This window comes from Paenibacillus sp. UNC496MF (assembly GCF_900113915.1).
Classification (GTDB): Bacteria; Bacillota; Bacilli; order Paenibacillales; family Paenibacillaceae; genus Paenibacillus_Z; species Paenibacillus_Z artemisiicola.
In genome coordinates this window covers 134,852-150,610 of sequence record NZ_FORE01000006.1, presented here as the reverse complement: position 1 = coordinate 150,610, position 15,759 = coordinate 134,852, and the positions used below count along the sequence as shown (strand labels likewise).

The following is a 15,759-nucleotide window of genomic DNA, read 5'->3' as shown; positions in this document are numbered from 1 at the left end:
TATGACTATAAAACGAGACAAGGCAAGGTGACGAATATGTGGACGGTCATCATTCCGATCATTACGCTCATCGTCGGCGCCGTGGGCGGCTTCTTCGTCGGCGTCTTCTATCTCCGCAAGCAGTTGGAGAAGATGCAGAACGATCCGGACATGCTCAAGAAAATGGCGAAGCAAATGGGCTATAACATGAACAACCAGCAGCTGCAAAAGGCCCAGCAGATGATGAAAAACCAAAACCAGCGTCCGGGCGGGAAACGGAGATAATCGTCCCCGGCTTGCCGGCAGGGAAAGGAGACGATACGCTATGGCGGGGATCAAGGACTACGTCAATACTGTCGTTTCGGATAATCGGGAGCAAATCGAGCACCATATCAAGCAAATCCTCAGCCTGATCGGCGAGGACGTCGACCGCGAGGGGCTGCAGGAGACGCCGGCGCGCGTGACGCGCATGTACGAAGAAATCTTCGCGGGCTACTCGGTCGATCCGCGCGACGTGCTCGGCGTCACCTTCGACGAGCGGCACGAAGAGCTGGTCATCGTGCGGGACATCGTCTATTACAGCCAGTGCGAGCATCATATGGCGCCGTTCTTCGGGAAAGCGCACATCGGGTACATCCCGAGCGGCAAAATCGCCGGCCTCAGCAAGCTGGCGCGGCTCGTCGAGGCGGTCACGCGCCGTCTGCAGGTGCAGGAACGGATCACCACGCAGATCGCGGACATTATGGAAGAAGTGCTGCAGCCGCACGGCGTCATGGTCGTGGTGGAAGGCGAGCATCTGTGCATGTGCGCCCGCGGCGTGAAGAAGCCGGGCAGCAAGACGGTGACGTCGGCCGTGCGCGGGGAGTTCCGCACGAGCGCGCCGCTCCGCTCGGAATTCCTGTCGCTGCTGAAGCAGTAATCGCATACGCAAAGGCCCTCTTCGCGGGCCGCCTGACGGCGGCAGCGCGAAGAGGGCCTTTTTGCGATGCGCGGCACGCGCCGGTTAAGCGACTTTGCCGGCATCGGCTTCCTTGGCGGTCTTGTAGGACGCGTCGACCTGGCTCAGGAACAGCGCGGCGCGCTGAATGTATTCCTTCGGCCGCGTCTTGAAGAGCAGCTCGTGCTTGCCGCCCTGCACGACCCAGCTGCGCGACAGCGCGTTCTGCTGGTCGGCCGCGATCCGCTTCGCGGTCGAGACGGAAGCGATGGCGTCGTCCGTGCCGTGCATGATGAAGACCGGCATCGGATAAGGGGTGTGAAGCACCTGCCGCACCGGAAGACTGTCGAGATGGACGCCGGTGAAGAACGGCAGCATCCACTTGATGAGCGGCACCGACGGGTAGCGCGGCAAGTCCTTCAAATACTGCTGCACGTTGCTGTAGAGCGAGTCGCCCGTCGGCAGGAACAGGCTGTCGAGCAGCATCGCGTCGATCCGGTCGGAGGCGTCGGTCTGCAGCGCCGCCTGCAGCGCGGTGCCGGCGCCCATGGAGAAGCCCCAGACGACGACTTCGCCGGCGCCCTGCGAGCGCGCGTACTGGACCGCGGCCAGCAGCTGCTGGGATTCCTCGCGGCCGCCCGTGGCCGGCGTCCGCACGCCGGAAGACGCATAGCCGTAGTCGAACATGAAGACGTTGTAGTGCAGGCCGTGCATCAGCTCGGCGAGGTCGTACATCGGCACCCACGTTTCCTCGCGGTTGGCGCCGTAGCCGTGGCTGAAGACGACGGTGCGGTCGGAAGCGGGAACCGCGGCGGCCTTGGCCGCGGCCGGACCGCCTTCCGCGCCGGCGGCGGCCAGCGTCGCCGGCGCGCCGCCGCCGGAGGCCGCCGCGGGAATGTACCAGCCGTGGACGGTCGTGCGCCCGCTCTTGCTCGGGAAGGCGACGTCGTCGTACGCGAGCCCTTTGGCGGCGAGCGGATTCGACGTCAGCGCGGGCACGTACGGATGCGCGATGACCCACGCGACGTAGCCGTGGAAGGCGAGCGCCAGCAGCAGCAGCAGCGCGGCGAAGGCGGACAGCACCGCGAGCGCGGCATGCCTGCGCCGCGCGCCGGGACCCGCTTGTTCGGCCGGCGCGGGCGCGAGGGGGGGCAGAAGGCCGGGCGGGAAAGGGCCGGCCGGGTGCAGCGGTGTAATCGTCGTGCTCATGATGGGAACCCCCTTATGCTTCTGGATGACGGGAGAGGAAGAGGCAAACGAACGGCGGCCGGACGACCGTGCCGAACGTGAATGGTTTCGACAAAAGCAGGTAAACATTTAAATGAGCGGAAGATTCGGAAAACTTTTCTGAAAGCGTTTGCTATTAGTTCCGTATTCCTATGTTATGACCGAAAGGACCAGCCTGTCAATGCGTGTCGACAACTTGTTATCCGCCTGTAATCCTGCTGTAAAATAAGACGGATTCGACGGCGATGCTTTACCGTTCTGCGTCATTCGGGTTATACTAGGTGTAAATAAGTTTCATTAAGTGAAACCATTATTCGATAGAAAGAAACCGGCGATTGGGGGAGAAGGCCTATGGCGGAGGATGGGAAATCGACGGTGCGCGCCGTCGAGCGCGCGCTGGATTTGCTGCTGTGCTTTACCGAACGGCGGGAATGGGCGATGACGGAGCTGGCCGAGCAGGTCGGGCTGCACAAGAGCACCGTCCACCGCATGCTGGCGACGCTGGAGCAGCGCGGCTTCGTGGCGCGGGACGCGGCCTCGGACCGCTACCGGCTCGGGCTGCGCATCTGGGAGCTGTCGGCGAACATGTCGGGCGCCGACGATCCCGCCGTCATCGGGCTGCCGGAGATGGAGCGGCTGCGCGACCTGCTCGGCGAGACGGTCAGCCTCTACCTGCGCGACGGCAACGAGCGGATCCGGATCCAAGCGGTGCAGAGCATCCAGGCGATCCGCCGGGTGGCGCCGATCGGCGCGCGGCTGCCGCTCTACGTCGGGGCCTCGAGCAAGGTGCTGATCGCGTTCGAGGAGCCGGAGCGGCGCGAGGAGCTGCTCCAGGACGCGTCCTGGCCGGCCCAGTTCGACCGCGCGCAGTACCGCGAGCAACTCGAGGAGTGGCGCGCGCTCGGCTATGCGATGAGCGTGGAGGAGCGCGAGCAGGGCGCGGCCGCCGTGGCGGCGCCGATCTTCTCCCGCACGGGCAAGCTGGTCGCCGCGCTCTCCGTGTCCGGCCCGTCCAACCGGCTGACGCCGGAGAAGATGCGGGAGCAGGCGCCGGCGGTCATGGAAGCGGCGAAGCGGCTCGGTTCCATGCTGAAATAAGCGGCCGGCCCGCGCCTCGCGTCCCCGTCCGATCCTATGCACGTCCCCGGGAGAAGCGCCCGTCGGCATCCGCCGCGGGCGCTTCTCTCTGCCCGGCGCGCGCGGAAATTCGCGTCCGCCGCGCCTTGGGGGACAACCGCACAAGCGGCGCCGCGCCCTCCGCCATAAGCTAAGACCAGGATGACGCGATCCGGCCCCGGCGCGATAGCGACGGCGGCGCGCCCCGGCAAGGGTCCGGAACGCCGCGGCATCCTCCAAGGCAATCGCAACGCGCAGGGAATCCGAGCCGTCCATGAACAGGTTTATTCCGTCGAAGTCCCGCCCCCGCCGGCCGCCGTTACGCCGCGGCGCCGGCGGGAGGGGACTTCCGTACCATACAGGCAGCAGGCATGCTTTCGCCGGGCGCGACCGCCGGCCGCATACGCGTGAAGGACGGGGATCGAAGAATGAGTGATCGCAGTTGAAAATTCTATTCGCCTTCTTCACGCCGAGCGGCGGCATGGAGACGCTCAACCGGGTCCGGTGCAAGGCGCTGCGGAAGATCGGCGCCGAATGCCACCTGCTCTACACGCACGACGGCGAAGGGCTGAAGAACATTTGGGACATCCCGACCTTCGTCCTGCGTACGGACGCGGAGTTCCGGTGGCTGATCGAGAGCCAGCGCTACGACGCGGTCATCGTCTGCACCGACGACAAGATGCTGCGCACGATGCGCAGGATCGGGTACGCCGGTCCGCTCGTCTTCGAGCTGCAGGGTCTCGGGCAGCCGGAAACCGCCCATGCCTTCATGGCCGGGGCGGCGGCGGGGATCCGCCAAACGGCGGACGCGCTGCTCATTCCGCGCACTTCGCATCTGGAGACGCTGCTGGCGACGTATTTGCAAGGCATGCCCTATTTCACGTTCGACAACCCGCTCGAAACGGAGGAATTCGCCTACGTTCCGTATCCGCCCAAGCCGTTTCCCATCGTCGGCTGGGTCGGGCGGCTTGAACCGAACAAAAACTGGCGCGAATTTTTGCTGATCGGCTCGAGGATCCTCGCGCACAATCCCGACGCGTGCCTGTGGATGTTCGGCGACGCGACCTTGAACGTGCCGGGCGAGAAGGAGGAGTTCGACCGGTGGGTCGGCGGGCTGCGGCTGCAGGATAAAGTGATGGCCCTCTCCAATATTCCCCACGCGCAAGTCGCGGATTATTTATCCGTCATCGGAGATTCCGGAGGCTTCCTCTGCTCCACGTCCGTTCTCGAAGGATTCGGCTACGCGGTCGCGGAAGCGATGCTGTGCCGCTGTCCCGTCCTGACGACGCACTCGGACGGCGTCAACCGGTTCGTGATCCATAACCGGACCGGCAAGCTCTATCCGCTCGGCAATATCGACGCGGCCTTCGCCGAAGCGAAGTCGCTCATGACCGACGCGGCCCTGCGCAGCGCGATCCGCAATCAGGCGGAGATGCACATCCGGCATCATTTTTCCGCCGAGCGCTATACGACGTATTTCATGAGCATGCTGAACGACGTGATCGTTCGCAAGCCCTGAGGCGGGGATGCTCTGGACATAGAAAAAACCGGGTCCGCTCTTGCGAGCGGACCCGGTTTTCGTATGCGTCGGCAAGCTTAGTTGTTGCCGGCGATCATTTGACGGAGCACGGTTTGGAGAATGCCGCTGTTCCGGTAGTAGTCGACGTCGACCGTGGAGTCCAGGCGGACGATGGCCGGGAATTCGAACGTCGTGCCGTCTTCGCGCGTCGCGGAGACCGTCACCGTTTGGCCCGGTTGGACGTCGTTGCTCAGCCCGACGATGTCGAACGTTTCGCGGCCGGTGATGTTCAGCGTCTTCCAGCCGTGGCCTTCTTGGAATTGAAGCGGCAGGACGCCCATGCCGACCAGGTTGGAACGGTGGATCCGTTCGAAGCTCTCGGCGATGACGGCTTTCACGCCGAGCAGGAACGTGCCCTTCGCCGCCCAGTCGCGGGAGCTGCCCGTGCCGTACTCTTTGCCGGCGATGACGACGAGGTTCTTGCCGTGCTTCTGATACAGCATCGACGCGTCGTAGATCGACATGACTTCGTCCGTCGGCAGGTACGTCGTCACGCCGCCTTCCGTGCCCGGCGCGACCTGGTTGCGGATGCGGATGTTCGCGAACGTGCCGCGCATCATGACTTCGTGGTTGCCGCGGCGGGAGCCGTAGGAGTTGAAGTCCGCTTTGTCGACGCCGTGCTCGATCAGGTACTTGCCCGCAGGGCTGTCGGCCTTGATGTTGCCGGCCGGCGAGATGTGGTCCGTCGTGACGGAGTCGCCGAGCAGCGCCAGCACGTTCGAGCCTTTGATGTCGGCGATGTCGCCCACGTCCGCGCCGAGGTTCTCGAAGAACGGCGGGTTTTGGATGTACGTCGACTTCGCGTCCCACTCGTAGCTTTCGCCCGTCGGCACGTCGATGGCGTTCCAGCGTTCGTTTTGCGTAAAGACGTTCTCGTATTTCGAGCGGAACATTTCAGGCGTGATCGCGGAAGCGAGCGCGTCGGAAATTTCTTTGGACGTCGGCCAGATGTCCTTCAGGTACACCGGCTGGTTGTTGCCGTCGTAGCCGATCGGATCGTTCGACAGGTCGATGTTGACCGTGCCCGCGAGCGCGTAAGCGACGACGAGCGGCGGCGAAGCCAGGTAGTTGGCTTTGACCTGCGCGTGGACGCGGCCTTCGAAGTTCCGGTTGCCGGAGAGCACGGCCGCGACGGTCATGTCGTTGTCCGCGATCGCCTTGCTCACTTCGTCCGGCAGCGGGCCGGAGTTGCCGATGCACGTCGCGCAGCCGTAGCCCGCCACGTAGAAGCCGAGCTGCTCCAGCGGCTCGAGCAGGCCGGACTTGGTCAGGTAGTCCGTGACGACCAGGGAGCCCGGCGTCAGGGAGCTCTTCACGTAAGCCGGCTTCTTCAGGCCGCGCTCGACGGCCTTCTTCGCCACGAGGCCCGCGCCCAGCATGACGCTCGGGTTGGACGTGTTCGTGCAGCTCGTGATCGCCGCGATGACGACCGCGCCCGTGCCCATCTTGCTCGCTTGGCCGTTCGGGTGCTTCACTTCGACCGTCTCTTCGATCTTGCTGTCGGTCAGGCCGTAGCCGCCCTTCTCGATCGGCGTGCGGATGATGCCGTTGAACGATTCCTTCATCGCCGTCAGCTCGACGCGGTCCTGCGGACGCTTCGGACCGGCGAGGGAAGGCACGACCGTCGACAGGTCAAGCTCGACGACGTCGGAGAACGTCGGCTCGGCCGTGTCGTCCGTGCGGAACATGCCTTGCGCCGTATAATACGCTTCGACGAGCGCGATCTGCTCTTCCGTGCGGCCGGTGGCGCGCAGGAAGCGGAGCGCTTCGTTGTCGACCGGGAAGTAGCCGATCGTCGCGCCGTATTCCGGGGCCATGTTGGCGACCGTCGCGCGGTCTTCGAGGCCAATGTTGGACAGGCCCGGGCCGAAGAACTCGACGAATTTGCCGACGACGCCCTTCTTGCGGAGGATTTGCGTAACCGTGAGCGCCAGGTCGGTCGCCGTCGCGCCTTCGGACAGCTTGCCCGTCAGGCGGAAGCCGATAACCTCCGGCGTGACGAAGTAGAGCGGCTGGCCGAGCATGCCGGCTTCCGCCTCGATGCCGCCGACGCCCCAGCCGACGACGCCGAGACCGTTGATCATCGTCGTGTGGGAGTCCGTGCCGACGAGGGAGTCCGGGTAGACGACCGTTTCGCCTTCGACCGTTTTGGTCGCGGCCACGGAAGCCAGGTACTCGAGGTTGACTTGGTGAACGATGCCCGTGCCCGGAGGAACGGCGCGGAAGTTATCGAACGCCGTTTGCGCCCAGCGGAGGAACCGGTAACGTTCTTCGTTGCGCTTGAATTCGATGTCCATATTGTATTCGAGCGCGTCCGGCGTGCCGAACGCGTCGACCATGACGGAGTGGTCGATGACGAGGTCGACCGGCACCAGCGGGTTGATTTTCTTCGGGTCGCCGCCGGATTTTTTCACGGTGTCGCGCATGGCCGCCAGATCGACGACGACCGGCACGCCGGTGAAGTCCTGCAGGACGATGCGCGCGGGGATGAACGGAATTTCTTTGTCTTCGCGTCCGTCCGCCCACGTGGCGAGCTGCTTGACGTGTTCTTTGGTGATGCCGCGTCCGTCGAATTGGCGAACGGCCGCTTCGAGCAGCACTTTAATGGAAAAAGGGAGTTTGGAAATCTTGCCCAGTCCTTGCTCTTCCAGTCCGTTCAGCCGGTAGTAAGCGAACTGCTTGCCGCCGACCGAGAGCGTTTCGCGGACGGAATACTCGTTTTGCTTGGTCATTGCGCTTCGCGCCTCCTTGACGTTGGGGTGTTTCTGTTTCACTCTGTGAAACACAATTTCAAAAAACAATTGATACTCTAAGTATAGCGGGTTTTGCGCGATTAGGAAAGACCAAATATCGCCTTCCGCGGCCGTTTTCCGCCCGTTTTTCATGAAACCGCTGCGCGGCTCATATAATGAACCAGCCATCTTCCGCCTGCGGGCAGGAATGGGTTTTCATGACGGATTTGCGGGAGGGATCAATGGTGCCGCGATCGCGAACACGGACGGGAACGGGCAAAACGATCACGAAAAAGGGCGCGTCCGCCCCGGGCAGGCCGGAGCGCGCGCCGTCGCCGGCCCCGCGGCCTCACGGCGCGCGCGGATCCGGCAGCGCCATGGTGGCGCGGGAAAGCGTCGGGCCGGGCCATGCGGCCCGCTCCGAAGGCTGGAAGGAAGCCGTGCACAAGTACGTGAAGCTGTACAATCAAGCCGAGATCGACCGCTACGCCGCGCCGTTCGGCGCCATCATCGCCGACGAAGACCATCTGCAGCGGTTCGGACAGCGGCTTGCCCGCCTGCGCGAGAACGAGCTGCTGCGCGGCCTCGTGCCGACCCGGAGCGAGACGAGCGCCGAGCTGCTGCGCGTCAGCGAGTCCGGCACGCTCTCCGAAGTGTCCGTCCTGATCGAGCTGCGCGTCAAACGGACGGTCGACCACCGCGGCCGTACCTACGCGGAGGAGCGGCGCGACCGCGAGCGTCTCTGGCTGTCCGCCGACGGCGGCGACTACGCCATTACGCGGATCGAGCCGATCGTGTCCGAGCGCCGTCCGCGGTACGCCTCGTCCCATTCGAACCATGCGGCGGAATTCGCCGACGAACTCGCCCTTGCCGCGGAGAGCAAGCCGCAATCCATACCTTATATAAATTATGACGTTTTGCCGAATTTCAAACATGGCCGCGCCGGAATCCGGTACAGGCGCGACATGGCCGCCGCCTATGCCGACCGCTGGTGGAACGAAGCCAATCCCGCCTACGAGCTTTTCGAGGTCAATTGCACCAATTACATCTCCCAGTGTCTCTTTGCAGGGGCTGCGCCGATGAACTATACTGGTAAAAGGGCTTCCGGCTGGTGGTACCGCGGCTTCAGCGGCGGCCGGGAAAATTGGAGCTACAGCTGGGCCGTGGCGAACGCGCTGCAGCATTATTTGTCCGCGCCGCATAATTCCTCGCTGCGGGCGACGGTCGTCGACTCGGCGGATCAGCTCGCCCTCGGCGACGTCATCATTTACGACTGGGGCGGCGACAACCGGTTCCAGCACAGCACGATCGTCACCGCGTTCGACGCGGCCGGCATGCCGCTCGTCAACGCGAACACGGTGCCGAGCCGCCACCGGTACTGGGACTACCAGGATTCTTACGCCTGGACGGAGAACACCAGGTACCGTTTTTTTCATATCGCGGACGAATTTTAAAGTGCGCTTCAAGCCCAAGGAATGACAACCCGCCTGTGTGGGAAATTATACGTAACCGGAGGATTGAATCATGGGGGAGAAAGTGCGCGTAGGCCTGGTTTACGGAGGGCGTTCCGGCGAGCATGAGGTCTCGCTGCAGACGGCCTTGGCGGTCATGAAGGCATTCGATTACGGCAAATACGAAATCAAACCTTTCTATATTTCCAAAGCGGGCGAATGGCGCTCGGGCGACGTGCTGCTGGCGCCGCCGGCGGATCTCGCCTCGCTTCGCCTCGCGGGCGGCGCCGCGGTCGTCGGCACCGAGGCGCTCATGCCGGTGTTCGGCGGCGGCGCGGAGCAGGAAGAGCAGCCGGCGGCGAAGGTATCCGCCGTCCCGGCCAAGGCGACGATCTCCGCCGTCTCTTCGGCGGCCGGCGCGATGTCGGCGGACGGCGCGCCGCTCGACGTGGTGTTCCCGCTGCTGCACGGGACGTTCGGGGAGGACGGCACGATCCAGGGCCTCTTCGAGATGGCGAACATTCCGTACGTCGGCGCGGGCGTGCTCGCCTCGGCGGTCGGCATGGACAAAATCACGATGAAAAAGGTGTTCGCCCAGGACGGCCTGCCGCAGTGCGTCTACCGTTATTTCAACCGGACGCAATGGGAGAAGGACGAAGATTACTATATTCTGGAGATCGAAACCGCGCTCGGCTACCCGTGCTTCGTCAAGCCGGCGAACCTCGGCTCGAGCGTCGGCATTTCCAAGGCGCGCAACCGCGAGGAGCTCGTCGACGCCGTGAATTTCGCGCTCCGCTTCGACCGCAAGGTCATCGTCGAGGAGTTCGTGGACGCGCGCGAGATCGAAGTGAGCGTGCTCGGCAACGACGAACCGCGGGCATCCGTGGTCGGCGAGATCACGTCGTCTAGCGAATTCTACGACTACAAGGCGAAGTACATCGACGGCAAGTCGATGATGCATATTCCGGCGAACCTGCCGGCCGAGGTGTCGGAAGCCGTCCGCGAGATGGCGGTCCGCGCGTTCCAGGCGATCGACGGCTCCGGCCTGTCGCGCGTGGATTTCTTCCTGCGCAAGGAAGACAACCAGCTGCTCATCAACGAAGTGAATACGATGCCGGGCTTCACGCCGTTCAGCATGTATCCGCTCATGTGGAAGGAAAGCGGCGTCTCGTACGCGGAGCTGCTGGATACGCTCATCGCGCTCGCGATCTCGCGCCATAGCGAGAAGCAGCGCATCGATTTCAGCGGGGGGAGTCCGGCTTGACCCAAGCCGGATTTTCTCTTCGCAGCCGGCTTCGCGAAACCGGCCAATCCCTACATAAACCCGGGAAGCCTCGGCTTGCCCGCGCAATCCAAACCCAATGAGGAGGAACCGCCATGGGATTCCAAACGGAGTTTAACTCGGTCTGCAAGTTCAAGTCCAAGCAGGAATTGTACGAGCTGCTCGAGTACGGCCGCGGCAAAATGGTCAAAAGCGGCTTCCGCGTCTTCCCGACCGGCCAGAAGGTCATCGCCTACACGCCGGACAACGAGGCGATCGCGATCGTGCGCATCCTCGTGTCCATCGCCGAGATCAATTTCCAAGGCGAAGAAGTGACCGAGGTGGAGATGGAGCTCGTCCGGAAGCTGACGGAGGAAGAGGCGCGCGTGCAAACCGCGCTCGCCTACGAAATGTTCTTCGGAGAGCACCAGGCATGATCGTGCGCTTCGGGTTCGTGGCGATGAGCGTGCTGCTGGAGAACGCGTCCCCTTCGCGGACGATGACCTACGCGACGTTCTCCAAGCTGGACGACCGGGAAGCCGGGCTGCGCAGGCTCGAACGGATCGCGGAGGAGAACCTGCGGACGACGCTGCGGCTCATGAAACACTGCGTCGGCCACGACGTGTACGTGTACCGCATGACGTCCAAGCTCATCCCGCTCGCGACGCACGACGCGCTGAAGGATTGGAACCCGTACCCCGCGCTGGAGGCGGCGTTCGCGGACGTCGGCGCCTATGCCCGGGACAAGGGCATGCGCGTGTCGTTCCATCCCGACCACTTCTGCGTGTTCAGCTCGCCGCGTCCCGAAGTGCTGGCCAAGTCGGCCGAAGATTTGAATTACCACGTCACGATGCTGGAGCATATGGGCCTGGGCCCCATGACGAAGTGCAACATCCACGTCGGCGGCGCCTACGGGGACAAGCCCGCCTCGCTCGAGCGGTTCATCCGCCAGTTCGGCGCGCTGGAGGAACGGCTGCGCGTGCGCGTCACGCTGGAGAACGACGACAAGACGTTCACCGCGCGCGAGACGCTGCACGCGGCGGAAGCCGTCGGGGCGCCGATGGTGCTCGATATTCACCATCACGCCGTGAACGACGGCGGCGACGGCGAGGCGGCGCTGCACGGCGAGCTGTGGCCGCGCATCGTCCGGACGTGGCAGGGCCCGGACGGGCAGCCGCTGCCGCTCGCGCCGAAGCTGCACGTGTCGAGCCCGAAGAGCGAGCGCGACCCGCGCGGCCATGCCGACAACGTGGAGATCGGGCCGCTGCTGCGGTTTCTGCGGGGCATCGCGGACTCCGTCCCGCGGCTCGACGTCATGATCGAAGCGAAGCGCAAGGACGCCGCGCTGCTGCAGCTCATGGACGACATGCGGTTGCTGGAGGCGGAGGGCGCGGGCGTCCGCGTCATCGACGGCGGCAGCGTCGAGATCCGCTGACCGGCGCCGCGTTATCCGGCGGCGCCGGCGTCCGCCGAAATCTTCAGGCAAGCAAGCTCGAGACTCTTACCCGACGCAGACCGGATAGCCGCGCCCCGATGGCGCAGCCGCCGGTCTTTTCAGCGTGTAACATTTGTGTAAATTCCGGGGAAATGGTACACTTTTGAAGGATATTACAAGGGGATCCTTGCGTTTCGCCCGGGCCGGGGCGGATTTGAACAATGCGTTAAATTCGCGTTTCGGAAGAAACTTTGTCCGAAGCCGGACGTATAGTGGTACTACGCAATAGAACTCATAGGAAGGTAGCGTGATAGACCGTGAGCGAAGGGAAAGACATCCCTCTGGTCGGAGGCAAGAGCTTCACCGCCGTCGCGATTAATTGCGCGGCCAAGGCCGGTGAATGGATCAAGACCAAGCTTGGCAATCATACAAGCCTATCGATAAAATACTCCGCGCAGGATCTCGTGACGGAAGTGGACAAAGGCGCGGAAACGATGATCCGCAATCTCGTGGGCACGCATTTCCCGCATCATTCGTTCCTCGGCGAAGAGGGCGTCGAGCCCGGTCCGGAGGCGTCCGCGAAAGCGCTCCAAAGCGTGCAGGACGCGGAATACCTCTGGATCGTCGATCCGGTCGACGGCACGACGAATTTCGTGCACGGCTTCCCGTTCTTCTCGGTGTCGATCGCGCTGGCGTACCGGGGCGAAGTCATCGTGGGCGTCGTGTACGATCCGATGCGCGACGAACTGTTCGTGGCGGAGAAGGGCAAGGGCGCGTACGTGCGCGGCCGCCGCATGGCGGTGTCGGGCGAGGCGGCGCTGCGGGACAGCCTGCTCGCGAGCGGCTTCCCGGCGGATCCGCACTACGCCCAGCCGCTTAACATGAAGCAGCTGCAGGCGATCGCGCCGCAGGTGCGCAACGTCCGCTCCGTCGGCTCGGCCGCGCTGCATATGGCCTACGTGGCGTCGGGCCGCGTGAGCGGCTTCTGGGAAGTCGGCCTGAACGCATGGGATCTGGCGGCCGGCGCGCTGCTCGTGAAGGAATCCGGGGGCAAGGTGACCGACATGCAGGGCAACGATTACCACCTCGGCGTCCGCCATGTCGCGGCGACGAACGGCCGCATTCACGACGAACTCCTGCAGGCGCTGCAGCAGGCTGAAACCGCCGGCACCTAACGAAGAACGTCTCTTGTACCGTCCGCATATGACGGAGAAGAGGCGTTTTTTTGTTAAGGATCGCGCAAGCGCGCGATCGGAGGGGAGGCTGGGGGATGTTCATCGAGCTTGACCTGCAGGGCGATGTGCCGCTTCACGAGCAAATCGCCCAGCAAATTATCGCGGGAATCGCGTCGGGGACGCTGAAGCCGGGCAAGACGCTGCCCTCGGCCAAACGGCTGGCGGCGGATCTGCGCATCAAGTCGCAGACGGTGCAGAAGGCCTACCGGACGCTGCAGCAGGATGGCTTCCTGCTGGAACGGTACGACGGCCGGCTCGGCATGCTCGTGCCGACGAAGGAGGAAATGCCGCGCCTGACGGAGCGCTACATGGACCGGCTGAACAGCAAGCTGCGGTCGCTCGCGGCGGAAGGCCGGGCGCGGGGCATGACGGAGGCCGAGTTCAGCAGAGCCTGCGTCGCGATTTACCGCAGCGATTTATCGCGGATGGGAGATTCATTGGAATGAACGGAACGCAACATGGCCGGGACCGCCGCCAAGGGGTCCTGTCGCTGCATTGGTATTGGCTTCAGGCGCTGGTCATCGCGGGCTCCGCGCTCGCGGCCGCGCTGCTGTGGAAGGACATTCCCTCCACGCTGACGACGCATTACGATCTAAGCTTCGAGCCCGACGGCTTCGGCCGGAAGAGCTGGGCGAACGTCTTTCTTCTCAACATCGTGCAGCTTTGCCTCCTCGCGACGATCATGGGCACGAATGCGGTCATCGCGCAGGTCAAGGCCGCCTCTTCGGCGGACAAGGAATCGGGGGAGGCGAAGCAGCGAAAATTCCGGTACGCGAACAGCGTCTTCCTGTACGGCCTGTCGCTGCTGCTGACGCTGTTCTTCAGCTACATCCAGGCGACGATGCTGTACGGCTGGCCGCCCCAGGCGCTGCGGGCCGTCACGATCGGCGTGATGGCGCTCGTCGCGGGCGGCATCGTCGGCCTGGTCGCGACGGTGAGGCGGCTCGGCCTGCAAGGCCAAGGAACCGGCGACGAAGAGCACTGGCTCGCGGGCGGCGGCGTCTATTACAACCCGGGGGACCCGGCCGTCTTCGTGCCGAAGAAGCACGGCATCGGCTGGACGGTCAACTTCGGCCGCCCGATGGGCTGGCTGATCATCGCCACGCTCGTCGCCATCCCGTTCGCCGTCGTCGCGCTGTTCGCGCTGATGACGTGATCGAGAAGACGAAAAAAGACGCCGATCCGCCGGCGCCGTCGCCGCGCTTCATGCGCGGCGGGCTGCCTTCGGACAGGCGTCTTTATGGTTTCGGGCGGCGGTTGGCGGCGGTTCGGCGCCGGTTTGACGGCGAGATCGCCGGGGCCGTGCCGGCTTCAGTCCTTCAGCGCTTGGAAGGCGCGCTCGGCCGCCGCGATCGTCGCGTCGATGTCCGCGTCCGTGTGGGCCGTGGTCAGGAACCACGCTTCGTACTTCGACGGCGCCAGGCAGATGCCTTGGTCCAGCATGAGGCGGAAGAACCGGCCGAACCGCTCGCCGTCGGTAGCCTGCGCTTCATCGTAATTGGTGACGGGATGGCTGCAGAAATGCGCGGAGAACGAGCCGCGGATGCGGTTGATCGTCAGCGGGATGCCGTGCTTGTCCGCCGACGCCCGCAGCGCGTCCGCGAGCCGGGCCGCCTGGTCGTCCATGCGCTCGTACGCGCCGGGCTGCCGCAGCACCTCCAGGCAGGCGATGCCGGCGGAGATGGAGGCCGGGTTGCCGGCCATCGTGCCGGCCTGGTACGCGGGACCGAGCGGCGCGACCTGGTCCATGACCTCCTTGCGGCCGCCGTAGGCGCCGATGGGCAGTCCGCCGCCGATGATCTTGCCGAGCGCCGTCAGATCGGGCTCGATGGCGGCATGGTCCGGGAACGCGGCGAACGTTTGGGCGCTGCCGTAATGGAAGCGGAAGGCGCTGATGACCTCGTCGTAGATGACGAGGGCACCCGCCTCGCGGGCCATCCGGCAGAGCCCTTCGAGGAAGCCGGGCTTCGGCATCACCATGCCGAAATTGCCGACGATCGGCTCGACCATGACGGCGGCGACGTCCTCGCCGAAGGCGTCCAGCGCCGCGCGCAAGCCGTCCAAGTCATTGAACGGCACGGTAATGACCTCGCTTGCGATGCTGGCCGGCACGCCGGCGCTGTCCGGAATGCCGAGCGTCGATGGGCCGGAGCCCGCGGCGACGAGCACGAGATCGGAGTGGCCGTGGTAGCAGCCGGCGAACTTGATGATTTTGCTGCGCTTCGTGTAGGCGCGGGCGACGCGGATCGTCGTCATGACGGCTTCCGTGCCGGAATTGACGAAGCGGACCTTGTCGAGCGACGGGATCGCGTCCTTCAGCATCCGCGCGAGCGTGATCTCGAGCTCCGTCGGCGTGCCGTAGAGCGTGCCGTTCGCGGCGGCCGCGGATATCGCCTCGGTGATATGCGGATGCGCGTGGCCGGTAATGATCGGGCCGTAAGCGCACAAGTAATCGATATAGCGGTTGTCGTCGACGTCCCAGAAATGGGCGCCTTGCGCGCGCTTCATGAAGACCGGCGCGCCGCCGCCGACGGCCTTGAACGAACGGGAGGGGCTGTTGACGCCCCCGACGATATGCTGCAGCGCTTCGGCGTATAACGCTTCCGAGCGCGGACGATGCGTAGTGGACATGGATGGGGCCTCCTTGATCGGCGGGTTGAACGCCGCCGGCAATATGTAAGACAAACTCGCAATAACCTATTGTACCTCCGCCGCACGGCGGAGCACAACAAAGAAGGGAGCGGCCGGCCGAACCGGTTTGCTCCCTTCTCGTACACGCCGCATGAATCGTCAGATGGTTCGTTTGA

Annotated in this window: 14 protein-coding genes; 11 read left to right on the top strand and 3 right to left on the bottom strand. The window is 64.4% G+C overall.

The window, feature by feature from the left end; genetic code table 11:
* The first annotated feature begins 36 nt into the window (after positions 1–36).
* Entirely contained in the window at positions 37–264 is a 228-nt protein-coding gene (locus BMZ79_RS09295; protein WP_090640112.1) for a YneF family protein, read from the top strand.
* A gap of 40 nt (positions 265–304) precedes the next feature.
* The gene (gene folE, locus BMZ79_RS09290; RefSeq protein WP_090639037.1) at positions 305–898 is read left to right on the top strand and encodes a GTP cyclohydrolase I FolE; all 594 of its coding nucleotides are present in this window, start codon (positions 305–307) and stop codon (positions 896–898) included.
* 84 nt (positions 899–982) lie between these two features.
* Here the strand turns inward: folE and BMZ79_RS09285 are convergent, their stop codons facing one another.
* The gene (locus BMZ79_RS09285; protein ID WP_090639034.1) at positions 983–2,125 is read right to left on the bottom strand and encodes an alpha/beta hydrolase; all 1,143 of its coding nucleotides are present in this window, start codon (positions 2,123–2,125) and stop codon (positions 983–985) included.
* A gap of 369 nt (positions 2,126–2,494) precedes the next feature.
* Here BMZ79_RS09285 and BMZ79_RS09280 point away from each other — a divergent pair, with 369 nt between their 5' ends.
* Both BMZ79_RS09280 and BMZ79_RS09275 read left to right on the top strand, forming a co-directional pair.
* Positions 2,495–3,241 carry an IclR family transcriptional regulator gene (locus BMZ79_RS09280; RefSeq protein WP_090639032.1) on the top strand — a complete coding sequence of 249 codons (747 nt, stop codon included), beginning with the start codon at positions 2,495–2,497 and terminating at the stop codon, positions 3,239–3,241.
* A gap of 460 nt (positions 3,242–3,701) precedes the next feature.
* On the top strand, positions 3,702–4,778 hold the full coding sequence (locus tag BMZ79_RS09275; protein WP_090639030.1) for a glycosyltransferase family 4 protein: 1,077 nt from the start codon (positions 3,702–3,704) through the stop codon (positions 4,776–4,778).
* Between the two features lie 77 nt (positions 4,779–4,855).
* Here BMZ79_RS09275 and acnA read toward each other — a convergent pair whose 3' ends face one another.
* The gene (acnA, locus tag BMZ79_RS09270; RefSeq protein ID WP_090639029.1) at positions 4,856–7,570 is read right to left on the bottom strand and encodes an aconitate hydratase AcnA; all 2,715 of its coding nucleotides are present in this window, start codon (positions 7,568–7,570) and stop codon (positions 4,856–4,858) included.
* A 245-nt stretch (positions 7,571–7,815) separates the two neighbouring features.
* On the opposite strand from acnA, the gene BMZ79_RS09265 reads away from it, so the two are divergent.
* From BMZ79_RS09265 to BMZ79_RS09235, 7 genes are all read left to right on the top strand, one after another.
* Entirely contained in the window at positions 7,816–9,024 is a 1,209-nt protein-coding gene (locus tag BMZ79_RS09265) for an amidase domain-containing protein (RefSeq protein ID WP_256252627.1), read from the top strand.
* Between the two features lie 70 nt (positions 9,025–9,094).
* Positions 9,095–10,285: a D-alanine--D-alanine ligase gene (locus BMZ79_RS09260; protein WP_090639025.1), complete on the top strand. Its 1,191-nt coding sequence runs from the start codon at positions 9,095–9,097 to the stop codon at positions 10,283–10,285.
* Positions 10,286–10,398: 113 nt separating this feature from the next.
* Positions 10,399–10,719, top strand: a complete 321-nt coding sequence (locus BMZ79_RS09255) for a hypothetical protein (protein ID WP_090639023.1) — start codon at positions 10,399–10,401, stop codon at positions 10,717–10,719.
* Entirely contained in the window at positions 10,716–11,717 is a 1,002-nt protein-coding gene (uvsE, locus tag BMZ79_RS09250; protein ID WP_090639021.1) for a UV DNA damage repair endonuclease UvsE, read from the top strand. Before BMZ79_RS09255 ends, uvsE begins: the two co-directional genes overlap by 4 nt.
* A gap of 317 nt (positions 11,718–12,034) precedes the next feature.
* Positions 12,035–12,892 (top strand): inositol monophosphatase family protein, encoded by an 858-nt coding sequence (locus BMZ79_RS09245; RefSeq protein WP_090639018.1) that lies wholly within the window; start codon positions 12,035–12,037, stop codon positions 12,890–12,892.
* Positions 12,893–12,987: 95 nt separating this feature from the next.
* A complete protein-coding gene (locus BMZ79_RS09240; RefSeq protein ID WP_090639016.1) occupies positions 12,988–13,398 on the top strand; it encodes a GntR family transcriptional regulator in 411 nt (136 codons plus the stop codon).
* Positions 13,395–14,108 carry a DUF5808 domain-containing protein gene (locus BMZ79_RS09235; RefSeq protein WP_090639014.1) on the top strand — a complete coding sequence of 238 codons (714 nt, stop codon included), beginning with the start codon at positions 13,395–13,397 and terminating at the stop codon, positions 14,106–14,108. Before BMZ79_RS09240 ends, BMZ79_RS09235 begins: the two co-directional genes overlap by 4 nt.
* 155 nt (positions 14,109–14,263) lie before the next feature.
* Here the strand turns inward: BMZ79_RS09235 and BMZ79_RS09230 are convergent, their stop codons facing one another.
* Complete coding sequence (locus BMZ79_RS09230; RefSeq protein ID WP_090639012.1) at positions 14,264–15,583, bottom strand: glutamate-1-semialdehyde 2,1-aminomutase; 1,320 nt, start codon at positions 15,581–15,583, stop codon at positions 14,264–14,266.
* Positions 15,584–15,759 lie beyond the last annotated feature (176 nt).

Bases quoted from the DNA above. Each gene is read 5' to 3' on its own strand.
- BMZ79_RS09295 (WP_090640112.1), top strand. From the start codon at position 37: ATGTGGACGGTCATCATTCCGATCATTACGCTCATCGTCGGCGCCGTG.
- folE (WP_090639037.1), top strand. From the start codon at position 305: ATGGCGGGGATCAAGGACTACGTCAATACTGTCGTTTCGGATAATCGG.
- BMZ79_RS09285 (WP_090639034.1), bottom strand. From the start codon at position 2,125: ATGAGCACGACGATTACACCGCTGCACCCGGCCGGCCCTTTCCCGCCC.
- BMZ79_RS09280 (WP_090639032.1), top strand. From the start codon at position 2,495: ATGGCGGAGGATGGGAAATCGACGGTGCGCGCCGTCGAGCGCGCGCTG.
- acnA (WP_090639029.1), bottom strand. From the start codon at position 7,570: ATGACCAAGCAAAACGAGTATTCCGTCCGCGAAACGCTCTCGGTCGGC.
- BMZ79_RS09260 (WP_090639025.1), top strand. From the start codon at position 9,095: ATGGGGGAGAAAGTGCGCGTAGGCCTGGTTTACGGAGGGCGTTCCGGC.
- BMZ79_RS09255 (WP_090639023.1), top strand. From the start codon at position 10,399: ATGGGATTCCAAACGGAGTTTAACTCGGTCTGCAAGTTCAAGTCCAAG.
- uvsE (WP_090639021.1), top strand. From the start codon at position 10,716: ATGATCGTGCGCTTCGGGTTCGTGGCGATGAGCGTGCTGCTGGAGAAC.
- BMZ79_RS09240 (WP_090639016.1), top strand. From the start codon at position 12,988: ATGTTCATCGAGCTTGACCTGCAGGGCGATGTGCCGCTTCACGAGCAA.
- BMZ79_RS09235 (WP_090639014.1), top strand. From the start codon at position 13,395: ATGAACGGAACGCAACATGGCCGGGACCGCCGCCAAGGGGTCCTGTCG.
- BMZ79_RS09230 (WP_090639012.1), bottom strand. From the start codon at position 15,583: ATGTCCACTACGCATCGTCCGCGCTCGGAAGCGTTATACGCCGAAGCG.